Raw genomic sequence first — 24,109 nt, 5'->3', positions numbered from 1 at the left:
CAACATGAATCCTGCTGTTTTAAATGTGCCTATTACCGCTGTATTGCCTGATATTTTGCATGCGGTTTCATCTCATAATCAAATTATTTTACAAGCTCCCACAGGTGCAGGTAAATCAACGGCACTGCCTTTAGCTTTACTTCAATCGGGTAAAATTAAGGGCAAAATATTAATGCTGGAACCTCGTCGAGTAGCGACTCGTAATGTGGCGCGCTTTATTGCACAACAACTCAATCAGCCCCTTGGTCAGCAAGTGGGTTATCGAGTGCGGGGTGATAGCCAGGTTACTGCTAAGACTCAACTTGAGGTGGTCACCGAAGGTATTTTAACGCGGATGATCCAAGATGATCCTGAGTTAAATGGCATTGAGATGATTATTTTCGATGAAATTCATGAGCGCCATTTGCCCACTGATATTGGTTTAGCCTTGGCGTTAGAAGTACAATCATCATTGCGTGAAGATCTGATTATTCTGGCAATGTCAGCAACCCTAGAAGCGCTGCCACTGCAAACTTTAATGCCTGAGGCGCAGGTTATATACAGCGAAGGAAGAAGCTTTCCTGTTGATGTGAAATACTCCCCTATAGGGTCTTCACCAGATTGGCTTAGCCATATGGCTAAAATTATTGCCGAGTTAATGCTTGAGTCAAAAAGTGATAGTGCACAGCAAAATGGTTCTTTGCTGGCTTTTTTGCCTGGCAGAGGCGAAATAAATCGCTTAGCGAGTTTATTGCAGCCAAAGTTAAGCCAAGATATTTTATTGTGTCCTTTATACGGTGACTTAACCGCAGCTGAGCAAGATAAAGCGATTCAAATAGCCCCTAAAGGTTTTCGTAAAATAGTGCTTGCCACTAACGTTGCCGAGTCCAGTTTAACGATTGAAGGTATTACTATGGTGGTCGACAGTGGCTATCAGCGCAGTGCTAACTTTAACCCTAAAACCGGTGTGTCACGTCTGAGTTTAACCCGTATCAGTCAAGCGTCTGCTGTGCAGCGAAGTGGCCGAGCAGGGCGCTTATCAGCCGGAACAGCGGTTAGACTGTGGAGCCAGGAAGAACAAGGGCGTTTATTAAAGGCAACATCACCTGAAATCGTGTTGTCTGAGCTGACCAGCGTAGCATTAGATTGTGCCTGTTGGGGCGCTAAGCAATTTAGCGATTTAGCGCTATTAAGTCCAGCCCCTAAAGTGAACGAGCAATTAGCTTGGCAATTATTACATCAGCTTGAGCTGGTGGATAGCGAGCATAAAATTACCGCATTAGGCCGAGAGGCGCACCAATTAGGGTGTCATCCACGTCTGGCGCATATGTTACTTAGCGCCAAAGCATTAGCACAACTTAATGGTACACCTGAGTTTGCATTATTAGCCTGCTTAATTGCAGGCATAATAGAAGCCAGAGGTTTACCCGCAAAAGGCGCTGATATTAGTGGCTATTTGTCGATGGCTTGTCAGGGGCAAATAGGCCAACAAGCCAAACAGTGGCAAAAGAAATTGTCACTACAGGGAGATATTAAGCAGTCTGTTCACCTAGCGAGTGATTATGATATTGCCCATCTTTTGGGGTTAGCGTATCCAGACCGCATAGCCAAAGCACGAGGCCAGTTAGGTTTTGTGTTAAGTAATGGTACCGGCGTTACCCTTGACCCTCAAGATCCACTCGTTCATGCACAATGGTTAGTGGTGGCTGATTTTCAAGAAACCCAAGGTAGAAATGCAGGCAGAGTGTATCTAGCTTGTGCGTTAGATGAGCGTTTATTAAATGATGAACTTGCGCATTTAGTGACCCAGCAAAGGGTGAGCGGTTGGGATGAAGCTAAAGGACGTTTCTTTGCGCAAACCCAAACACAGTTGGGCAGTATTGTGCTTAAATCTGTGGCTGACACCAGCATCAGTTCAACCGATATTCGAGCTGCATTAATGGCATTGGTGCAACAAAAAGGCCTAGCCATTTTAAATATGGATGAAAGTGTTAAGCAGTTGCAATTAAGGGTGATAATGGCCGCGCATTTATTGCCAGATTTGTCAGCCAAACACCCTTGGCCCGATTATACCGATGCCGGTTTAATGGCCAGTACAACTCAGTGGTTGATGCCTTACTTAACCGATGTACGCAGCTTAGCGCAACTGACTAAGTTAGATTGCGGCAAACTGTTAATTAATCACCTTACCTGGGAGCAACAGCAAACTTTAAATAGTCTAGCACCTACTAGCTGGCTGATGTCTACCGGAACGCATGCGCCTATTCGATATCAGCTGCCTGTGGATGAATATGGCCAGGCGTATTTTGAGTATCAACAATTAAGGGCTTTACTGAGCGTTAGGCTACAAGAAGCGTTCGGCATGGGTCAAAGCCCGGTATTATTTAATGGTAAACTGACCGTAACCATGGAATTATTGTCACCCGCGCGGCGACCGCTTGCGACAACGGCCGATTTAGCCAGCTTTTGGCAAGGGCCTTATGTCGAAGTGAAAAAAGAAATGCGCGGCAGATACCCTAAGCATTTGTGGCCAGATGACCCTGCCAATACAAAGGCAACCAAATTTACCAAAAAGAAAACTCCAGGCTTATAAGCCATTGAAGCAATTTTATCTTATTAATAACCTTGTAGAGCAACATGGCAAAAAATAAAGCAACAAAGACATCAACAACAAAATCCTCAAAGCACAAAAAAGGCTGGTTGCTAAGTCTACTTTCATTGGCGTGGAAACTGTCACTCGTCGGTCTTGCATTTGTGACCTTTTACGCTATTTATCTTGATCAAATTATTGGCCAAAAATTTGAAGGTCAAAAATGGCATTTACCTGCACAAGTCTTCAGTCGTTCTATGGCACTTTATCCTGGGGCTGCTATTAATCATCCACAACTTATGGCTGAGCTTAAATTACTGGGTTATCGCAAAGTGGCCAATCCCCGCCAAGTAGGTGAATTTTCTGCATCGAGCACGCGTATAGAGTTGTGGCGTAGGCCATTTTTACACCCAGAGGGAAATCAAGCTGAACAACGCGTGATGATAAGTTTTGATAGCTTAGGAGTTAATTCTGTTGAGCGAATGAGTGATAAACGTGAATTAGCAGTATTCCACTTAGAACCTGTTTTATTAGACCGTATTATTGCCAGCGATGGCGAAGACCGCTTATTTGTGCCAACACCAGAAATGCCTAAATTAGTGGTAGATTCATTATTGCTAGTGGAAGACCGCAGTTTTTATGATCACCATGGTGTTAACCCCTTGGCTATTGCTCGTGCTGTCGTGGTTAACATTACCGCTGGTCGCACCGTACAAGGTGGCTCAACGTTAACTCAGCAATTGGCTAAAAACTTCTTTCTAAGCAGTGAACGTTCACTTATTCGTAAAGCTCGTGAAGCATTAATGGCAATTATTATTGATTTTCGTTACAGCAAAGAGGAAATCCTTGAAGCCTATTTAAATGAAGTCTACATGGGGCAAGATAAAGCCCGTGGTGTACATGGAATAGGTTTGGCATCACAGTTCTATTTTGGTCGCCCAGTGGCTGAACTGACCGTAGCGCAGCAAGCATTTTTAGTGGCGGTGATTAAAGGGCCATCTTATTACAACCCGTGGCGATATCCAGCACGTGCACAAGAAAGACGTGATTTAGTGTTACGTATTTTAATGGAGCATGACAAGCTAACCGTCGCGCAGTACAAAGCCGCGGCAGAATCTCCTTTAGGCTTAAGGGATGGGAAAAAATCTGTCCACCAAAAACTGCCCGCATTCTTTGCTGTGGTAAAAAATGAATTAAGTCAGCGCTATAGCGATAGCTTATTAAGCCAGTCAGGCATAAAGGTCTACACTACACTTGATCCTATGGCTCAAGATGCGGCTGAAAAAGCTGTTGTGTCGACGTTAAAGTCATTAGATAAGCGAGCTAAAAACGTCCAAGTTGGCATGGTAGTGACAGACAAATACACCGGTGGTATTGCTGCAATGGTTGGGGACAAACAGCCTAGCTATGACGGTTTTAACCGTGCGGTTGAAATTCGCCGACCTATTGGCTCGCTCATTAAGCCGTTCGTATATGCTGCAGCGTTAGCTCAAGCGGATAAGTTTACTTTAGCCAGCCCATTAGCCGACAAACCACTCACCTTGAAAAATGAACAAGGTAAAACCTGGTCACCCAATAATGTGGATAAAAAATTCAGTGGTGAAGTGTCTTTATTAGAGGCATTCACCCACTCAATGAACGTACCAACAGTTAACGCGGGTTTAGCGGTTGGGGTTGATAACGTCGCAACCACCATTCAAAAAGCTGGTTGGAATGAGGCTATACCGCATTATCCTTCTATGTTGTTGGGCGCGGTGAACGGTTCGCCGTTAATGGTCGCACAGGTTTATCAAACCATTGCTGATGAAGGGCGCTATCGCAAACTGACTTCGATCACTGCTGTATTAGACAGTCAAAATACACCGCTTGAGGTCAACCGTTTAGTAAATGAAATAGCCATTGATCCCGCAACTGACTATTTAGTGCAGTATGCGATGCATAATGTTGTACAAAAGGGCACAGCTAAACGCTTAGGTGCAGCATTTCCAGGTGTTAGGTTGGCCGGTAAAACGGGCACCAGTAACGACAGCCGAGACTCATGGTTTGCGGGTTTTGACGAGCGAAATGTCGCCGCTATTTGGGTCGGACAGGACGATAACAGTAAAACCGGTTTATATGGCAGCAGTGGCGCTATGGCGGTTTACCAGGCATTTTTACACCAACGTCCGCCGTTAAGTTTACGTATGCCACCGGTTAACGGCATTGTGAATGGTTATTTTGACCAGACAAATGGTGCAGCCATGCAACCTAAGTGTCATAACGTAGTTAACTTACCCGCCCATCAGGTCAGTTACAAACCCGCAGCAAATTGTGGTGAATCATTATCTTGGTGGCAAAAGTTGCTTGGCGAGTAACGACTACTTTTGTTAAGGCATTCATGCTGCAATTTGCAGCGTGAGTGCAGCATAAACATCACGGCATTAACGTATGGCTTATTTTAGCTGCTTGCTTGTATGCTCACCGTTTCGTGACGCGGGTATAAAACAATCAATGATATGCTTAATAAAATGAAGACGGGTCAATATCTAAACTACTCGGAGAGACTCCTCGCTCTATATAAACCTCAGATTTTAATAAATCAATCATAGTGACTTCGCTGTAGCGTTTATTTTTTTGCGAATAAAAACATTTCACTATTGGGTGTAATGCATCGCGCCCTTTAGCTTGCCAAACTATCCCGACTTGCTCATTAGACAACAACACCAGAGAACCTACCGGATATATTCCAATGCAGCGGATAAACTCATAAACTAATTTTTGGTCTAAATGAAATGGGGTTAAACTGATCAAAATTTTGAATGCTGCAGCTGGGCTCATGGCTTCTTTATAGCAACGCGTTGCAGTAAGGGCATCAAAAATGTCAACAATGCAACTCATGCGCCCATGCAGAGGAATATCATCTCCTTCTAAACCCTTAGGATAACCACGACCATCAATTTTCTCATGGTGCATGAGGCAAACATCTTTACTTATTTGTGACAAGCCTTGGGTATCATCCATGATGGCCATCGCATAGACTTGATGCAACTTCATATGCTCAAATTCATCCGGAGTAAGTTTGCCGGGTTTGTGTAAAATGTTATTATCGAGTTGAATTTTGCCTACGTCGTGGACAATACCTCCGACAGCCATTTGCCTAAGTAAGTCGGTATCAAGGTTTAAATGATGGCCAAAAGTCACCAGTAAAAACGCAACATTAATAGAATGTTCCATCAAATAAGCATCTTTAGTGCGCAGTGCTGAGATACATTTAAAGGCGTCGGCATCATCTAATATCAACTCAATCATCTGGTCGGCAACAGCCTCGAATGGACCGACTTCAATCGCTTTGCCTTCATAGGTTTCTAATAAGACCTTTTGAATTAAGCTTTTGGCTTCAGTGAGGAGTTTTTTAGCATAGGTGCTTTTATCTTCTCGGGAGGAAATGGCTTTTCGTACTAGAGGATTTAGGCCAGTTGATTTTGTTGTTTTTAGCCCACAAGTGTCCGATGAGCGTTCTATATCGACCCATACTGTGGTGATATTATTTTTTATCAGTTTAGCGATTGCATCACTGTGTTTGATTTGGCCTGGATTAAGCACGTCTACTTTGTCTTGTTGGCGATCAATTGCCACAATGAACATCCCTAGTACAAGCTTATCAATTGGGATTTTAATGACATTGTTTGATCCAACAGAATCGCTCATGTACATATTACTCCAAAAAAGGGGACTGAAAACGAGTAGGGTCAAGATAACATTAGATTAACATTGTTAATCAATTTAGCATATTCAGCGAGGGATTATCTATTCAAGCATGAGGCTATGAAGATATTTATTAATCTTCATAATAGTCATTTTACCCAAGGGGTTAGCTCTGTTACTATTTTGATCCTGCAGGCTTGATTCGTTTATAAGCTGACTTATATGGATTAATAGTATGAAGTAAGTCGATTTTGAAACTCGAGTTAATTTGTTTAATACTGATCTACCCAGTGATTATTACCTGTCGTTTAGTGATTACTTATTGCTTAAATCAGTTTTTAATTTAGCGATTTCATTTAGCATGGTTATTTGGTTTTGTTCCATCTTAGCTTGATTTGCTTCCATACGTAATAATGCATTTTCTAACTCATTTTTAATCGCTTCTTGATGTGCTTCATTGCGCTCAGACGATTCATCGGGGGAGACAAAAACTGAAGCCATATAACCTGAAATTACCCCAAAAAAGCTTACGCCACTGATAATTACAATACCGCCAATGACGTGCCCTAAAGTACTCACTGGATAAAAATCACCATAGCCTACGGTTGAAATGGTGACTAATGCCCACCAAATAGCTTGTTCTGCGGTATGAATGTTTGCGCCATCAACACCCGACTCAACGATAAGTATCAGTACTGAAGCGTTGGCTAAAATCAGAACCATCGCTAGCAGCAAACTTGCCAATGTGGCTTGCTTTTTTTGCTTCAACAAAGGTAAAAAAATCGAGCGGCTGGTGCGGATCAGTCGAATAACGCGCAGTATTTGAAATACGCGAGCAATTCTTAATGCTTCTATAGCTGGAATGCTGGCAACAAAATCTATCCAATGATGGCGCCAGTAGTAAGCTTTATTGCGTGCTTTAAACAAGCCCCAAAAAAAACGACTCATAAAAACAAAACAAATACCGCCGTCGATATACAATAAAATACGATAGGTCTCGGGTTCGAGCTTGCCAAAGGTCAATGCTAAAACAATGATCACCGAGAAAAATGATAAAATCATCATCGCAAAATCAAAAGGATTGAGCGAGTTAATATTTTTAGTAGCCCATCGCTTAGATTTGATCATCAAAAAAGTCCGTTTAGTAAAAGTAGATCTTGGATTCGTTAAGTGGCATTTTTGACATAAAAAAACGCGCTAGGCAAAAGTCTAACGCGTTTTAAGTATTTATTCATTATCGGTAAAACAATGAGTCATTATTTCTTATCGATAAAATGAACCAGATCATCCAAGACTCGCTTTTTGATTTCAAGCTGAGCATCTGATGGTAAGGCATATTTTTCTGCTAACAATACATAATCATCAGCGCTTAGCGATACCGTCAGTCTAGGTCGCTTAGGGCGTTTAGATACCGACAAACCCAGAATGGTGCGAATTTGATCAGAAGGACTAACACCGCGATCTAGCGCGGCCTTACGGATAGAATATTGAAATTGCTCATCAATATCAAAAGCCACTTGAGTGGCTTTGGCTGCTTTTTGATTATTTAACCATTTCTCTGGTAATGGTTTACCTTTGCTCATAGCGTCGACTCTCCTAGATTAGCTTGCAGGCCAGTATTCGCGGATATCCGTTAACGGGCGATATAAGGTCAACATGACCTCAGTGTCGCCACCTTCATAAACTTCAATATCAAGCGCGTGAGTGTCTTGGTTATTAATGAGTGAGTAACTTTCAAATGCTTCGCCGCGGGCACCATTTTCATCCTGTGGAGGTTTTTGACCACGGTAATCTTCACGGTGAAAATAACCAAAACCGGCAAATTCCACTTGATGATAATCGTCGGACAGCCACTGACCAAACTCTTCAGCTGTGTCAGCTGATAGCGTTTGTAAGGTTAGAGTCGCTTTGCCTGGTTCTTCAAAAATTTCAGCAAAAGCATCTAAGTCAAAAAGCTTATCAACTGTGTCGCGATTCACTTTAATAGAAAAACTTAAATAGGCTTCGTCTTCCACCACGTATGACATAAAAATTGGGCTGCCACTGTGACCACGTAATAAGTATTCACATTGCTGCGAACGTTCATATTCGTAAGTGTGGATAGCTTCAACCTTTAGCTGCTGTCCGCGCAATTGCGCGGGCAACGCAAAGCTGTCATCAAGGGTTAACATATCACCCTTGAGCAGCTTATTGGGATGGTCAAGCTGGCGCTTAGGGGCTTCTTTTTTGCCGAATAGGCCGCTTAAAAATCCCATAATCAATTAGCCTTTACGTGCTTTAATACGATCAAGTACTGCATTAGCACTCGACTTTTGCTCACCAATGCCAGCTTCTGCTAGTTTGGCGTGTAATGACTTGTCGCTGTTTTCTTCCGCTAATGTTTCAGACGCTTTTAGGCGGTCATCAAACTGCTGTTGACGAGCTTTGATGCGCTCTAAAGAATCTTTAGCGTTAAGCAGTTTTGAATTGCTTGAGGCGAATGAGTCTGTGATGGTCGCAGTGGCTTTTTGCACGCTTTCAGTGGTTTTTACCATGCTTAATTGACGTTGGTAATCAGATAACTGGCGTTCAGTTTTCTTAACCAAATCTTTAAGGCGAACAGCATGCGAGCTAAAGCTATCATTGGCAGTTTGTTGCTCAGATAACTCTTGGTCAAGTTGAGCGATTTTTTCTGCAATTTCAATTGCTAAAGCTTCATTACCTTTATCAAGCGCTTGAGTGACATAACCTTCATGCTCAACAACACTGCGCTTCAAACGATCAACCTCACGATTGGCTTGCATTTCTTTCGCCATAACGTCAGTTAATTCACGCTTGGCGTTAGTTAAATGTTTTTCTGCATCACGAATTTCTTGTTCAAAAATACGTGTTGAGTTAGCGTCAACAATGCTTTGACCAACTTCTGTCGCGCCGCCACGAAATGCGGTTAGGATTTTATTTAAAATGCCCATAATTGACTCCTTAATTCAAAAACTCTGAGAGTTCATCGATCACTTCCAAACAGTTGTCTGAAAGTACTGCTAATTCTTGCTCAATCTCTTCCATACTGGACTCGACTGATAATGCACCGTAAACCACATATTTATCATCGATTTTTGCGAATGAAGATAGTGGCATTGGAATGTTGAGCTCTAACATGGTCTCAAACATTTCTGCGCGGCGTGATTGATTGACTTCATCTTCGCCCCATAAGTAACTGATGCACAATATTTGGTTGTCAGTCACTGAGACAAAAACCGGAATTTCTTCTCGGCCAACAACGTTGACTTGGAGCACTTCTACTTCCCCGTCAATTGGGTAACAATCAAATTGAAAACCGGTACGGCTTTTGTCACAAAGACCATTTAAGTGGTTAGCAATAGTGTGGATGTTCATAGTTGTCCTTATATGACATATTATGTCTGCGTTAAAGATAGCATCAAGACATAATATGTCAAGTGCTATCGTGTCCATTAAAAAAGATTCATCACTTCATTTTCAGACCATGCAGCTAAATGATAATGGTAAAGCTGTAATGAGCCAATGTGGTTGATTTTGACATCTTGTTGTTCAGCATAGTAATTGCCAGGAAATTCGAATGCTCCGTTGACTAAGCCTAAGGTGAGCCAGTCGCTTTGAATAGGCAGTTGAGGAAGTGCCGCCAACCTATGTTTAGGTGATAAACCTTGTTTACTGCCAATGCTCCAGCCCCATTCGCCAAAGCTGGGGACATTATGGTGGAACTGGTCGACCTTAAAGCCTGCAGACGCTAGGGTTTTGCCAATAGAGATAAAGGCTTTAGGGGCATGATAAGGTGAGGTTGATTGTACGGTGATAATACCATCGGCACTGAGTAGCTCATTTAGCTTACGATAGAATAAATCGGAATAAAGTTTATTTAAATCAGGGTGACTAGGGTCTGGTAAGTCAACAATGATGGCATCAAAGTGTTGACCTTGCGCAATTAAGCTATCTACCCCATTAAAGGCATCATCATTGATAAGTGTCAATCTGGGGTCATTTAAACTATTGCCGTTCAATTCCAGCATTGCTTTGCTTAAAAAAGCTGGCATGTCATCGGGAGGTGACTTAAATAAGCTGACTAAGTCTTTATCTAAATCTATTAGGGTGACTGTTTTAGGTTCCCAAGCAAGTACTTGTTTTAGACCTAGACCATCGCCGCCACCAATAATTAACACATTGTCATGTCGTGCACTGGCTGCCAAGGTCGGGTGAACCAAGAAGTTATGGTAAATGTGCTCATCACTACTGGAGAACTGTAGTCGGCCGTTGATATACAAATTATAAACTGGGGCTAATCCATTACCTCGTAACCGCTCGGTAAAAGTGAGCTGTTGAAAACGGGTTGATTTTGCATATACAACTTTATCTTTGTATAACAAATTATTGAAGTGTTGTTCCCACTGTGGCCCTTTGGTTGCCAATAGTCCAATGCAGACGCTAGCAATGATATGCCCGACAAGTAGCCATTTGACATGGTTGATATTATGCCAAAAGCGCCAAATGAAAATAGCGCCAGCAATCAGGTTTACACTGGCGGTGAGTGCGGCTGCAAGTTGGATATCTATCGATAACATAAAGAATACCCAAATAGCAGCACCAATCCCTGCACCTACGTAATCCGCACCGTAAATCGTCCCCGCATTATGGAGTAAATGCGCTTCCGAAAGCGACTGCCTGACCCTGGCGATCAGCGGGATTTCCATACCAATCATCAGGCCTAATATCACTCCCCAAACATAGGGAAGGTATTCACTTAGCGACTGTAATGTGGCAATAAAGCCACCGTTTGGCAGTTGATCTGGTGGCAAACCTAAGTTACTGGCAATAGCCAATGGCAGTTGTTGCCCAAAGCCAATAACTGCCGCGGTAATGATGATGGCGAACGAGCCACACAAGGCGACACTTAGTTCTAAAATGGCAAAACCGGTGAAAGCACATTTGATTTTACGTGCGGCAAATGCGCCAACTCCCATAGAGACAATCATTAAGCCGATCATGGTGTAAATAGCGGCTTCTAACGCGCCTAATATTCTTCCAGCATAGTGTGAAAGTAGGTACTCATAGATTAAACCACAACCGGCAAGTAGTGCCATAATGCCCAGCAGTAAGGCATCATCAAACCAGGTGATACGTTTATTTATAGGTAAAGTTGGAGAGGCAGCATCACTTTGCTTGAAATCCTCCGCTGTTGATTGAGGTGTTTGTGTTTCAAGCAAAGTGTTAGACATAGTTGTTAAGCCATTAATGCCGTTAAGATTAGGGCAACAGCAATGCTGATTGCCATTTCAACCGCGGCAATACCGATGTTGTGTTGTTTTTCGACTTCTTCGGCTAAGTTAATACCAGCCAGGACTAACTTCTTGACTAGCATGATGACCAAACTCATCAGCACTAGCATCACAAAAGAGAAAATTAACCAGCCGATAAGATTACCCACATAGGCGGTTGGAATGTATAGAATAAAGTGGCTGGCGGCATTAAAGCTAAGTGCCATCGCAATCATATAACCGCTGTGACGTATCGCGAGAGCTGTTTGTCCTTGTTTTAACGCTTGTTGCATTGAGGCATCTTGATTACGTTTGGCATAACGGCTTTCACGCAAGCGAGTTAAAATAACTAAGATTAATTGTGACACTAAAAACGCGCTGAAAATGGCAATGAAAGTGTCGATAGTGATGTCTTCTACCCACATTAATACGGCGCGAATTATAATCGCCGTTGCGATAGCTGCCGCAGCATCTACTATAGCAACTGATACATTACCCTTAAGTATTTCATCACTTTTATTAAATTCATTTAAGGCAATTTTGTCATGGAGATAACGCCCTAGCTTAATCAGTACTAGCCCGAAAAAACCGTACGCGGTCATGCCGATGGCTTCGGTGGTATATGATATTGCCGCTTCTCCGGTTATTGCGCCTGTTAGCACAATACCTAAAGCTGCGACTGCGCCAGCAGTGCTAATACCAAAGGCAAAATTATCGCGTACTGCGAGTTCTTGGGTGCTATTAACCTTAATTGACCAGCCCTGCAAATAACGCATTAAGGCTAATAAGATAACTGCGATAGTTAAATCAATCGCAAGAATAATGAGTAGTGGCTCTGTGATGCCATATTGTTGAAGAAATGTCATTGTCAGTCCTACCTATTTGCCACGACTAATGCCGCGAGTGGTGCGGCTACTTGAATTACGGAAACTACTCGTTTTTGAATAGTTTGAACGAAACTTATTGCTTGCTGTACGGGTTGTACTACTGGCTTTAGGGGCACTAGTACTTTGACGAGATAAGCTGGTCGATCCTGTACGAGGTTTAGCGTATGGGCTATCAAACTTTTTACCTTGGCTGGCGAAGCTTTTTTTGGTTTGCTCATAGGTTTTAGCCTGCGAGGTTGCTTGCTGAGGAGAGGTGTAGCGATAGCGGCCGACATCATTGTAGTAGCTATAACCACGGCGGCTTGACCAATTGTCATAACGAATAGGGCGTTGGAAAACATTAGAGAACATCGCATACATGCCATACCAAGCCCAAAACGATGTACCGCTTGAGTTCGATTGCCAACTGCCATAAGACGGATTACCTACCAATTGACTGCCTGGACCAAAATCTTCACTGCCATTGGCTAACGCCGCCGCTTCACGGCTAATAGAATTTACTCGAGCTAATTTACCTTGAGATAAATCGGCAACCACGTTAACCGGGTCTGACAACATATCGTTATACAAGCTGGTGTCAGTGGCTTGGTAGACGTTTTCCGCTTCAGCCAGTTGCTGGTCTAAGTCAATAAAATTAGCCGCATTCGCCAAGTCAGCATTGCGACGCAGCAAAGATTGGTACATAGGCCCAAGGGTGGTGGCATCTAATGCCAGCTCACTGATTAATGGCGCAAGATCAGGACTTTGCCTAGTGAGCAATTCACTGTATTGCTTTAACAAGGTTGCATTGCGTAATTGACCAGTTTCAAGACCGCTTTTTAGTTGCGCTAAACGCTGTGTGGTTAATTGTTGATATTTTGCGATTTGCTCAGGTCGATCATCACCGCAGCCCGTAAGATTTAGGCCAATAAAAAGCATGATGAAAAACGTGAATACACGGGGAAACTTGCCAGCCATGTTTTCTCCAAGTGTTATAAAATTCATGTGCATAGGGCACAATTTTTAATGTGCGTATAGTACAGGGTATAGTATCTTGAGTATATTAACCTTAACTCCAAATAGTAAAAGCACTTAAAGCGTTATTTGTTCTGCTCACAGTACAGAATTCAGTCGTAATAGGCTCGTTGTTGGTGCCCAAATTACCTTTGAAAACAAAATTACGTAAATGCTTAAGATGACAGTTTATATTCTAAGTCATATTAACTCGGTCACTCATCTCTTGTTTTTGAGTTAAAAATAAAAAAAACTTCAGGTTCAAGATATAACATTCTTGACATATTATGTCTAACAGAGAATTTGAACAAAGGATAATTATCGCCATGCCATCTCAAAGTAACAAGGTATTATCTGCACAAATACAGCAAGTAGCAGAAAGTTACTGGTTAAGATTAGTCGACCTCTGGCCTGAGGCTAAGGCGCTGACTAATGTTCAGCAAACCGAGCTGCGCACTGTATTAGGACTAAGTGATTATATTGCTGATCAGTTATGCCGTAATCCTCAATGGATACCTCAGCTTTTTAACGGTTTGCTCGATGAAGTGGTGCGGGCTGACTTTGGTAAAGAACTGGATCAAATCCTGACAGCGCTCACTACTGAAGAGCAAGTTAAGTCGGCGTTGCGTCTATTTCGTAATAAGCAAATGGTACGACTGGCATGGCGAGATTTTGCTAATTACGCAAAACTAGAAGACTCTTTAGTTGATTTGTCTGCGTTAGCCGAAGCATTAGTGATTGCGGCAAGAGACTGGCTTTATAGAGATACTTGCCAACAACTGGGCACACCTACCGATGCTGAGGGTAAACCGCAGCCTTTATTGATTCTCGGTATGGGTAAATTAGGTGGCCGAGAGCTTAATTTCTCTTCTGATATCGATTTAATATTCACCTTTCCTGAACATGGCGAAACAGTGGGCGGCCGTCGTGCGATAGCTAATCAGCAGTTTTTTATTCGTATGGGACAGAAGCTAGTTAACCTGCTTGATCAAGTCACCGCCGATGGTTTTGTGTTCCGAGTTGATATGCGTCTGCGTCCCTATGGCGAAAGCGGGCCTTTAGTGGTCAGCTTTGCCGGCCTTGAAGATTATTACCAGGAACAAGGACGCGACTGGGAACGTTACGCCATGGTAAAAGCCAGAGTACTTGGCCCCTGGACTGCTTACTGTGACGAGTTACACGGCTTATTACGTCCGTTTGTATATCGCCGTTATATTGATTTTTCTGCGATTGAGTCATTGCGAAAAATGAAGCAAATGATCGCCCAGGAAGTGCGTCGCCGCCAATTAACCGACAACATTAAGCTCGGAGCTGGTGGCATTCGTGAAGTGGAGTTCGTGGTGCAAAGTTTTCAGTTAATTCGTGGTGGCCGTGAACCTTCACTGCGTCAGCAAAGCTTATTTGGCGCGATTGATATTTTATACAGTTTAGGTCAACTGGAATACTTAGCTGTTGATGAGTTAAAACATGCTTATATTTTATTGCGCAGAGTTGAAAACTTGCTGCAAGCTATTGATGACAAGCAAACCCAGACATTACCGAATAACTCATTGGACTGGGAACGTTTATGTTACAGCATGGGGTTAACCAACGAAACGGATTTACGCACTCATATTGAAGCGGCTATGGCAAAAATTCATGGTCATTTTAATGCTACCGTGGGAGGCAGTGATTCACATGAACATAGCGATCATTGGACAAGTTTGTTTTGGAATATTCAGCAAGATGATCATGCTGACAATTTATTGCAAGAACAGCAAATTGAAGACCCTGAATTATGGCCACTTCTCAGTGACTGGCGTAATACCGTTTCTAAGCGATCAATTGGCCCCCGAGGTCGAGAAACCCTAGACCGGTTAATGCCAAAATTGCTAGAAGAGTTAACGGTTCAAACTAAACCCAGTTTGGCATTTAAGCCGGTATCTAAGGTGTTGGATAAAATATTAACCCGCACCACTTATCTTGAATTGTTATGTGAAAATCCAGGCGCCCGTCAACAATTGGTCAGTTTATGTTGTGCCAGTCCGTGGATTGCTAAAGAGTTAGCCAACTTTCCAATGCTGTTAGATGAACTGATCGATCCCGCTCAACTATATGATATTACCTCTATTGATGACTATCCAAGCGAGCTGCGACAATATCTGCTGCGTGTACCAGAAGATGATATGGAGCAGCAAATGGAAGCTTTGCGACAGTTTAAGTTATCGCAACAGCTAAAGATTGCCGCGGCAGATGTCACCGGAGTATTACCTGTCATGCAAGTGAGCGACCACCTCACTTATTTGGCTGAAGCTATTATTGAGCAAGTTGTATTGCATGCTTGGCATCAAATTGCAGCACGCCATGGTGTGCCTCAAGGAACCTCTCCAAATGAGATGGGTTTTGCGGTTATTGGATACGGTAAATTAGGTGGGATTGAGCTGGGGTATGGTTCAGATTTAGATTTAGTCTTCTTACACGGTAATAACATTGCGGGGACGACTGATGGCGAACGGCCGATAGACAACAGTCATTTTTATTTAAAATTAGCTCAACGCATAGTACATTTATTTGCGACCCGTACCACCTCAGGTGAATTGTATGAAGTTGACATGCGCCTACGTCCATCGGGATCCTCAGGATTGTTAGTGAGTGAAATTGAACGCTTTGGTGAGTATCAAATGCAAGATGCATGGACTTGGGAGCATCAAGCCTTAGTGCGTTCGAGATTTGTATTTGGCGACCATGAGTTAGCCCATCGTTTTAGCTTACTAAGGGCGCAAGTATTACAAATTCAGCGCGATAAAAATGAACTGGCCACCGCGGTAAGGGATATGCGTATCAAAATGCGAGATCACTTGTTGCAGGCAAGCGCTGGCATGTTTAACTTAAAACAAAGTGAGGGTGGAATTGCTGATATCGAATTTATCGCCCAGTTTATGGTGTTGGCTTATGCACATCAATACCAAGAGCTAACCATATGGTCAGACAATGTGCGTATCTTTGAAGTGTTGGCCGATTTAGAACTGATGCCAGTAATGCAAGCGCAGCATTTAACTCAAACCTATTGCTGGCTAAGAGATCACAATCATGAGCTCACGTTACAACAAATGGGTAGCCAAATTGATAACGATTTAGTTAAAAATAGAACGGAAACAGTGATTGAAATTTATCGTCATATTCTTGAAATGAAATATTAGTTAGGCCACATTCATAGGGAAGAATACTCCTTAATTAATGTGTTTATACTGTATTGGTTATGGCTAGAACTAAAACAGGTTAACTTTAGATAAAGTTAACCTGTTTTGTTATATAGCTTTTAACTGTTGTTGACAGTAATTAACTCACGACTAATTTTTCAATCCAAATTTGATACAAAGGTAAGCCGATAAGCACGTTAACAGGGAAGGTTATTCCCAATGATGCCAGCATAGCTAAACCAATATTGGCATCGGGTATTGCCGCTTTAATTGCAGCAGGTGCGGCTATATATGAAGCACTGGCGCTTAACCCTGCCAACACTAGAATACTGCCTGAAGGTAAATCTAGCATCAAGCCTAAGCCAATGCCTACCCAGGCTAAAACAAAAGGAGCTATTGCTGCAAAAGCCAGTAAGCGCCATTGTTTATAAGGCAGTGGAAAGCACACTTTTGCTGTGCTAATCCCCATTTCTAATAAGAACAATGCTAAAAGTGTTTTAAAACCACCCATTAAAATGGGGGTTAATGGCGCCATACCTTCAGTGCCATAAAGCCAGCCGATAACCACACCACCACACAGTAAAACCACTCCGCGACTAGTCAGCGCTTCATGCAGAACACTGCCATGGGAAGCGGTTGTTATTTGAGGGTTATTTTTAGCCTCTAAATGACGGTGCAGCCATAACATAATAATAATGGCGGGTAATTCTAATAGCACTAAGTAAAGTGTGGTTTCAGGGCGTAAAGGTAAATCAGAATAATCTACCATAGCTAATACCACCGCAAATGTACCAGCGCTAACCGAGCCGTAGTGAGCAGCAATACTGATGGCTTCTTTTTGTTCGAGTTGTATCGCTTTACGTAAAATGGGGTATAGAGTGAGAGGGATAATAAAACCCAGCGCAATAATGGCAACCAGTTCACTTATTTGTAGGTTATGCGTCTCACCATGTAATGCCATGCCGCCTTTTAAGCCAAGGGTTAACATCAGTAAAATGGTCAGGGTTTCGTAGGTGGCTTTAGGGACTTTAAGATCGGATTTAATTAATCCTGCAAGCAGACCTAAGGCAAAAAAAGCAATGACAATATCAGGCATAGTAACTTATGTTCTCGTTATGGATGAAATTTCATTCGATAATTTTATGGGCTGATTGTGCCTTGTATTCGTATTTGATAGCAATGTTTTATCAATGAAATTGCGATATGGTGTTTACGATCAATGAAGTGCTATATTCAATGGCTAAACTGACTTAGATAACGTGAAGAGAGTGCTATGAAAAACGAAATTGATATCCATAGGGCTTTACGGGTCTTTAATAAAGTGACCCAATATGGTGAGAAAACATCAGATACTGCAGAATCGGTCTATCACTTATGCGGCATTAACGCATTAACAGGTTTTGATGGTTACACCATTACCTTAAGCGATGTGCAGGTCAAGTTAGATATTTTCTTTCATAATAAATACCAGTTTGATTACCCTAATAACGAAGCGTTAGATAATTTTTTAAAGCGCTTTAGTGATGTAGAAAAATTTACCCGCGATTAGTTTACAACCAGCGGCGCATTTCAATTAATCTGCTATAGGTACGTTTAAACTCAAATGATAATGCACCGCCTTGGTATAGATTTTCAAGCGGGATATGTGAATGTATTATAAGGCAGACTTTTTGATCATATAGTTCATCCACCAGGCTGATAAAGCGGCGAGTTGGATCATCTTGTATTGAATAGGCGAGTTGTCTTTCTCCGGTGCTGGTGGCGATAACACCATCTTCAGTGCCTCGTGCTTTAATCCAGCTTCGAATTTCACCGCCTAATGCTGGCACCTCACTGAGTAAAATTGCCTTAAATTGTCCTGCTAACTCGATATAGTCCAGCGCACTTCTAGGGCCATTGCATAGTGCATCAAATTCAAACCAAGCAAGAGTGTCTATGGCATTTTTGATCGGAATAGGTCGCTGGCAAATAGAGATAATGTTTGCCTTAAATGGCTTGTTTTTATCAATTGCTAAAGCGGCATTGTGCTTTAATAGGTGAAAAACACTGAGTGCATCGAGCTTGGACGGCAAAGTAAATAAAGGATTATGTAATGCAGTACCTGACTGTAGATGATGTTGCTGGTCGCAAGCTGAATAGGCACTCAAGCGATGATCGACGCTACCATTAAGGTGAATTTCTTGGGTATGGTGTTTCAGTAACTCAATAGTGGGTAAAAAGCGATCCCGTTGTAAGCCGCCTTTATACAACTCATTAATGGTAATGTTAGAGGTGGCGACTAATATTACCCCCTCGGCAAATAATGTCTCAAATAGGCGTGCTAGTAAAATCGCATCGCCAATATCGGCAACAAAAAACTCATCGAAGCAAATCAAACGATATTGTTGTGCAATATCTTTGGCGATGTGGGTGAGCGGATCTCTAATGCCAGTGGTTTGATTTAGACGCTGGTGCAGCATGGCCATAAATCGATGAAAATGCAGACGTAACTTGGGTGTATTAGTGATGCTTTGATAAAACAAATCCATCAAAAACGTTTTTCCGCGGCCGACATCCCCCCACAAATAAATCCCTTTTATATCATGGTCATTACCTGAAGAGCGCAATTGGTAGTACAGCGAGTCTAATGCTTGCAAAGCCACAGATTGCGCGGCATCAGGCTGTAAGCTTATTTGGCTTAGGGCCTGGTACTGTGAAAGGGGCGATAATGTCATAATGGGATTCAAAGGAATAAACGGCATTAGTATAACTCAGTTCAATTTTATCATGGGTCGCGTTTATGCTCAGTTTGATGTAAATTTGCAACACCCCTAATCTGTAAAGGATAAAATAATGAACAATAAAAGCAAGGGTGTAACTTACATTGGGGCGGATATGTCGCTCAAGGGTGAGATCGACATTCAAGGTCCTGCATTGATAGCGGGCAAAATTACCGGCGTAGTTCGTTCTAGTGATGAAGTTAAAATAGAGCCCTGTGGGGTAATAGATGGCGAGGTATATTGCCAAGAGTTACGTGTAAGCGGCACGCTAAAAGGCAAATTGTTTTGTAATAAACTGGTGATTATTAGCACAGGTGTTGTTGAGGCCGATGTGTCGAGTCACGATATGGAAATATATGATGGTGGCCAATTTATTGGTATGCGGACAAAAGGTCCTGATGCCGGTGTGTTACCTGTATCAAGTGATAGTGACACTAGTCAGATTTCTCAGCCAGCAAACTCTAGCGATAATTGTCAAACTGAAATAGTGGCCCCCAACTCACTCAAAACAACAACTAGCGCGTCCTTAAATAAAGATCAAAAAACCAAGGCATCTTCCAATAAAGTCTTACTCGGTTTTGGTGCTGTTGCTGTCGCAGCTTTGTTAGGCTGGCAATCTGGCGCATTAACTCAGTTTGCACAAACGCCAAAGGTAAGTTCTGAACCTGCACTTTTTACCCCATCATCTGAACCGGCACAATCAATAACCGAGCGTAATGCCGTTAAGTTATTGAATGATGTTCAAACTGAACAGTTTTTTGTTGAACAGAAGGAAGAACTTATCAATGCTGGGTTAGCGGATCCTAATGTGGCAATGGAGGATTTACAGGCAATGGAAACATCCAATGCACTAATGTCAGACAATATAGATACATTATCTAAAGAGTCAATGGCGGCAACCGAGCAAGTAGCCGATAACATAAAAAGCTCAGATGTAGTGAAAGCCGTTGCAGATTCAAAAAGCACTGAAGACAAAGAAGACAAGATAGCCGCTAAGGTTAGCGCGATTACTGATGCGGTGAATAAGACACAAGCAGATGACTAATTGACTAGCAGCAAAGTGGCTGGGTGCAATTATGTTGTAGCGAAAATCTCATTAAAGTAAAAAAAGACCCATATAATATGGGTCTTTTTTATACAAACTTTCTATGATTAAGCACAAGCTTTGCTATATAACGCAGTTTAGTCGCACAGATATTTAAGGATTGATACGTGTTGGAATACCAGTACGTTGCTCTAATAAGCGTTTTAGTACAAAAGAATCTGTTTCAGCGTGTGCAATAAAGCGAGTCGTTTCTTTATTGAAAGTTAATGCTACAGGCTCGTTAGATTCAAATTCATTTTGTGTTTTAGACAGTGGTTGATGTACTTCTAAATAACGATTGCCATCAGGTTCAGCGGTGTATTTAACCGGTTGATTAACAAACTCGACTCGGGTGCCCACAGGAACTGTGTTAAATAAATGCTCTATATCATCATGACGTAAGCGGATACAGCCTTGGCTTATCCGTAAGCCTATACCAAAAGTAGCATTGGTGCCATGAATAGCGAAAAGGTTACCGATATAAAGGGCGTATAAACCCATAGGATTATCAGGGCCTGCTGGCCATACAGCCGGTAAGGTTATACCTTTGGCTTCATAGATTTTACGGGTTGTAGCGGTAGGCGTCCAGGTTGGATTTGCGCGCTTACGTTGTACCGTTGTTACCCAGCTTTCTGGCGTGTCTCTACCAATTTGGCCAATACCAATAGGTAATACTTCAACGGTATTAGTCCCTTTAGGATAGTAATACAAACGCATTTCAGCCACGTTGATGACTATGCCTTCCTGCTTGGTATTAGGTAAAATCAATTGATGTGGGATCACCAAAGTGCTACCTGGAGTTGGTAGAAATGGGTCAACACCAGGGTTTGCTTCTAACACATTGGTTAACCCTAATTGAAATTGTGATGCAATATCTTCCAGTGTCAGTTTACCTTCGGGCACCACATAATGTTGATTTTCACCTACTAATAAACTGCCTTTGGCAGGTAAACGATATTCTAATGCAATACTATTGAAGCTAACTATTGCCATAGTTGCAGTAAAAACGGCATATTTTACAAGGTTTAACATAATGCTGTGGTATTCCTATTTAATAGGGTTATTTTATGTGGCAGCTGATACGCTGTAACAGGGCGCATCGTCACTTATTCAGGTTAAAATATCAACCCATTTTTAGGTTCATATATTATATTTAACCGATAGAAATCTGATTTCTAAATATACTGGATTAGCTAGCAGACGACTTAGTGGATCTTTATTAGTCGTAAAGCGATGGACTATTTTCATCTGGGCGTGTTTTAAAGCGTCGATGAAGCCACATATACTGGACACGTCTTCTATTAATTATTTGTTCAATCATTTTATTACCGCGTATCGCATCATCAAGTTCATTGTCGCCAGGAAAGTTATCTAGAGGTGGCAATATCTCAATTTTATAGCCTTTATCGTCACTTGTGCGTTCAACAACAAAAGGTAATACGTTTGCCTTACCTAATTTAGCCAACGAGGTTGCCCCAGTTATTGTAGCTGCATCAGGTACTGCAAAAAATGGAATAAACACCGCACTTGAACGGCCAAAATCTTGATCCGCCGTGTACCAAATAACATCCGGTGCGCGTAAGCTGCGGATCATCTGACGTACATCACGTTTAGGCACTAGTCCTTTGTTAGAGCGTAGTCGGCCTTTTACCTGTAAATATTCCATCACTGGATTGTTATGCGGGCGATATACTCCAATACCAGGTTGGAATTGACCAAAAACACGAGCGCCCATTTCTAACGGTAAGCAATGAACCGCAAATAAAATAACGCCTGTACCATTTTGCAAACTGTTTTCAACATGCTCCTGGCCTGTCATAGTCATGTGAGCTTGTACTTTTTCATCCGACCACCACCAAGCATTAATGGTATCAAATAGTGCTTTACCCGTTTCTTCAAAGTTACTTTTTAGCAATGCCTGTTGCTCATTTTCAGGCATATCGGGGAAACACAGCTTAATATTACGTTTAGCGGTGTGAGTTCTACTTCCCGCCACAATCATTACTAAACGGCCTAATCCGGCGCCTATTTTCATTTGCATTGAAATCGGTATAAGTTGGGTTATGCGCATGATTGCTACGCCTAACCAGAGTAACCAATACTTAGGGTGATAGAGTTTTGAGGTGAATTGGGCTTTTTCGATCACAAATGACTCGTTTATCGATGAATTTTTTTAATATTCTAACTCATTTCTCTGTGAAAATTAGGTACAATCAAGGGAATTTTTTACAACAAACAGTGATTACACTATGAAGGTTTCTCTTCCTGCTTTTGAAAATGCCCGTGTTTTAGTGATTGGCGATGTGATGCTTGACCGTTATTGGGTTGGCCCAACGGCACGTATTTCGCCAGAAGCCCCTGTTCCTGTTGTGAAAATAAATCAAATTGAAGATCGTCCGGGCGGAGCGGCTAACGTGGCATTAAACGTTGCTGCTTTAGGTGGCAAAGTGCAACTAGCCGGATTAGTTGGTAAAGATGAAACTGCTGAAGCGCTGACTTTAGGGGTAAGAACCCTTGGGGTTGAACCACAATGGCTGGCAGTTGAAGGCAAACCGACTATTACTAAGTTACGCGTATTATCGCGTAGCCAGCAGTTAATTCGTCTTGATTTTGAAGAGCCCTTTGAACTTAGCCACAGTGAACAGCTATTTCAGCAAGCTGAAGCCTTGTTAGATGATATCGATGTATTAGTGTTATCTGACTATGCTAAAGGCGCCATTATCGAACCTAAGGCGTTTATTGCCAAAGCCCGCGCTAAAGGGGTGAGTGTATTAGTTGATCCAAAGGGAAGTGATTTTGGTCGTTACCATGGTGCTTCATTAATTACCCCTAACATGAGTGAATTTGAAGCTGTTGTAGGTACTGTTACCTGTGAAGATGATCTTATTGCAAAAGCAAAAAACTTATTAACTCAACATGATTTTAAAGCCATTTTAGTAACTCGCTCTGAAAAAGGCATGACGTTAATTACCCTGGATGAACCTGAATTACATATTCCTACCGTTGCGCGCGAAGTACATGATGTTACTGGAGCCGGTGATACGGTTATTTCTGCCTTGGCTACTTCTATTGCCGCAGGTGCGACGCTTGCACAAGCCTGTGCCATTGCCAATACCGCAGCGGGTATTGTTGTCGGTAAATTAGGTACCTCTACAGTAAGTCGTATTGAACTGATTAGCGCCCTCAAAATTAATCAAGGTGAGTCGGGCTTTGGTGTCATGAGTGAAGACCAGTTAGCCTATGCTATGGATCAAGCGCGTTTACGTGGCGAAAAAATAGTGATGACCAATGGCTGTTTTGATATTTTACATGCGGGACATGTCAGCTATTTACAACAGGCTCGTGCCCTTGGTGACCGATTAATTATTGCCGTGAATGATGATGCATCGGTTAAACGTTTAAAAGGAAATGGCCGTCCAGTTAACCCGGTTGATCGCCGTATGGCGGTTTTAGCTGGTTTAGCGTCAGTTGATTGGGTTGTCGCTTTTGCTGAAGACACACCACAGCGAGTTATTGCGCGTTTACTGCCTGACTCGTTAGTAAAAGGTGGGGATTATAAAATTGAAGATATTGCTGGCGGAGCAGAAGTCATCGCTAATGGTGGTAAAGTAGAAGTACTTGGTTTTGAGGAAGGGGTGTCAACGACAGCAATTATTCAAAACATTATGGCTAATAAATAGTGTG

The 24,109-nt window shown here is 42.3% G+C and carries 19 protein-coding genes; 6 read left to right on the top strand and 13 right to left on the bottom strand.

Annotated features, from left to right (window positions below; genetic code table 11):
* The first annotated feature begins 4 nt into the window (after positions 1–4).
* A complete protein-coding gene (gene hrpB, locus ACRWQM_RS14950) occupies positions 5–2,572 on the top strand; it encodes an ATP-dependent helicase HrpB (RefSeq protein ID WP_434930497.1) in 2,568 nt (855 codons plus the stop codon).
* 44 nt (positions 2,573–2,616) lie between these two features.
* Positions 2,617–4,923, top strand: a complete 2,307-nt coding sequence (mrcB, locus tag ACRWQM_RS14945) for a penicillin-binding protein 1B (RefSeq protein ID WP_434930496.1) — start codon at positions 2,617–2,619, stop codon at positions 4,921–4,923.
* Between the two features lie 145 nt (positions 4,924–5,068).
* Here the strand turns inward: mrcB and ACRWQM_RS14940 are convergent, their stop codons facing one another.
* The 9 genes from ACRWQM_RS14940 to ACRWQM_RS14900 form a co-directional block, all read right to left on the bottom strand.
* Positions 5,069–6,256, bottom strand: coding sequence for an HD-GYP domain-containing protein (locus ACRWQM_RS14940; RefSeq protein ID WP_434930495.1), 1,188 nt, complete (start codon positions 6,254–6,256; stop codon positions 5,069–5,071).
* Between the two features lie 312 nt (positions 6,257–6,568).
* On the bottom strand, positions 6,569–7,381 hold the full coding sequence (locus ACRWQM_RS14935) for an ion transporter (protein ID WP_434928289.1): 813 nt from the start codon (positions 7,379–7,381) through the stop codon (positions 6,569–6,571).
* Between the two features lie 128 nt (positions 7,382–7,509).
* Positions 7,510–7,836 (bottom strand): hypothetical protein, encoded by a 327-nt coding sequence (locus ACRWQM_RS14930; protein WP_226411137.1) that lies wholly within the window; start codon positions 7,834–7,836, stop codon positions 7,510–7,512.
* Positions 7,837–7,854: 18 nt separating this feature from the next.
* Entirely contained in the window at positions 7,855–8,508 is a 654-nt protein-coding gene (locus ACRWQM_RS14925; protein ID WP_226411135.1) for a hypothetical protein, read from the bottom strand.
* Positions 8,509–8,514: 6 nt separating this feature from the next.
* A complete protein-coding gene (locus ACRWQM_RS14920) occupies positions 8,515–9,204 on the bottom strand; it encodes a PspA/IM30 family protein (protein ID WP_434930494.1) in 690 nt (229 codons plus the stop codon).
* 10 nt (positions 9,205–9,214) lie between these two features.
* Complete coding sequence (locus ACRWQM_RS14915; protein WP_226411131.1) at positions 9,215–9,628, bottom strand: YjfI family protein; 414 nt, start codon at positions 9,626–9,628, stop codon at positions 9,215–9,217.
* A 77-nt stretch (positions 9,629–9,705) separates the two neighbouring features.
* A complete protein-coding gene (locus ACRWQM_RS14910) occupies positions 9,706–11,484 on the bottom strand; it encodes a polyamine aminopropyltransferase (RefSeq protein ID WP_434930493.1) in 1,779 nt (592 codons plus the stop codon).
* A 5-nt stretch (positions 11,485–11,489) separates the two neighbouring features.
* Positions 11,490–12,389, bottom strand: a complete 900-nt coding sequence (locus ACRWQM_RS14905; protein WP_226411127.1) for a DUF350 domain-containing protein — start codon at positions 12,387–12,389, stop codon at positions 11,490–11,492.
* Between the two features lie 12 nt (positions 12,390–12,401).
* Positions 12,402–13,367 carry a hypothetical protein gene (locus ACRWQM_RS14900; protein ID WP_434930492.1) on the bottom strand — a complete coding sequence of 322 codons (966 nt, stop codon included), beginning with the start codon at positions 13,365–13,367 and terminating at the stop codon, positions 12,402–12,404.
* Positions 13,368–13,729: 362 nt separating this feature from the next.
* Here ACRWQM_RS14900 and glnE point away from each other — a divergent pair, with 362 nt between their 5' ends.
* On the top strand, positions 13,730–16,582 hold the full coding sequence (gene glnE / locus ACRWQM_RS14895) for a bifunctional [glutamate--ammonia ligase]-adenylyl-L-tyrosine phosphorylase/[glutamate--ammonia-ligase] adenylyltransferase (protein WP_434930491.1): 2,853 nt from the start codon (positions 13,730–13,732) through the stop codon (positions 16,580–16,582).
* A 139-nt stretch (positions 16,583–16,721) separates the two neighbouring features.
* On the opposite strand, the gene ACRWQM_RS14890 is transcribed toward glnE, so the two are convergent.
* Complete coding sequence (locus ACRWQM_RS14890) at positions 16,722–17,678, bottom strand: sodium-dependent bicarbonate transport family permease (protein WP_434928295.1); 957 nt, start codon at positions 17,676–17,678, stop codon at positions 16,722–16,724.
* Positions 17,679–17,855: 177 nt separating this feature from the next.
* Here ACRWQM_RS14890 and ACRWQM_RS14885 point away from each other — a divergent pair, with 177 nt between their 5' ends.
* Positions 17,856–18,131: a DUF3081 family protein gene (locus ACRWQM_RS14885; RefSeq protein ID WP_434928296.1), complete on the top strand. Its 276-nt coding sequence runs from the start codon at positions 17,856–17,858 to the stop codon at positions 18,129–18,131.
* Position 18,132: 1 nt separating this feature from the next.
* On the opposite strand, the gene zapE is transcribed toward ACRWQM_RS14885, so the two are convergent.
* Positions 18,133–19,323 carry a cell division protein ZapE gene (gene zapE, locus ACRWQM_RS14880; protein WP_434930490.1) on the bottom strand — a complete coding sequence of 397 codons (1,191 nt, stop codon included), beginning with the start codon at positions 19,321–19,323 and terminating at the stop codon, positions 18,133–18,135.
* 91 nt (positions 19,324–19,414) lie between these two features.
* Here zapE and ACRWQM_RS14875 point away from each other — a divergent pair, with 91 nt between their 5' ends.
* Positions 19,415–20,386: a bactofilin family protein gene (locus ACRWQM_RS14875; RefSeq protein WP_434930489.1), complete on the top strand. Its 972-nt coding sequence runs from the start codon at positions 19,415–19,417 to the stop codon at positions 20,384–20,386.
* 153 nt (positions 20,387–20,539) lie between these two features.
* On the opposite strand, the gene ACRWQM_RS14870 is transcribed toward ACRWQM_RS14875, so the two are convergent.
* Positions 20,540–21,418, bottom strand: a complete 879-nt coding sequence (locus ACRWQM_RS14870; RefSeq protein ID WP_404830064.1) for a L,D-transpeptidase family protein — start codon at positions 21,416–21,418, stop codon at positions 20,540–20,542.
* A gap of 226 nt (positions 21,419–21,644) precedes the next feature.
* On the bottom strand, positions 21,645–22,571 hold the full coding sequence (locus tag ACRWQM_RS14865; protein WP_434930488.1) for an LpxL/LpxP family Kdo(2)-lipid IV(A) lauroyl/palmitoleoyl acyltransferase: 927 nt from the start codon (positions 22,569–22,571) through the stop codon (positions 21,645–21,647).
* A gap of 103 nt (positions 22,572–22,674) precedes the next feature.
* Here ACRWQM_RS14865 and hldE point away from each other — a divergent pair, with 103 nt between their 5' ends.
* Positions 22,675–24,105, top strand: coding sequence for a bifunctional D-glycero-beta-D-manno-heptose-7-phosphate kinase/D-glycero-beta-D-manno-heptose 1-phosphate adenylyltransferase HldE (gene hldE / locus ACRWQM_RS14860; RefSeq protein WP_226411109.1), 1,431 nt, complete (start codon positions 22,675–22,677; stop codon positions 24,103–24,105).
* Positions 24,106–24,109 lie beyond the last annotated feature (4 nt).

The organism is Shewanella sp. HL-SH5 (genome assembly GCF_051163755.1).
Classification (GTDB): domain Bacteria; phylum Pseudomonadota; class Gammaproteobacteria; order Enterobacterales; family Shewanellaceae; genus Shewanella; species Shewanella glacialimarina.
Note: the sequence above shows the minus strand (reverse complement) of the source record. Positions and strands in the feature narration are given on the sequence as shown.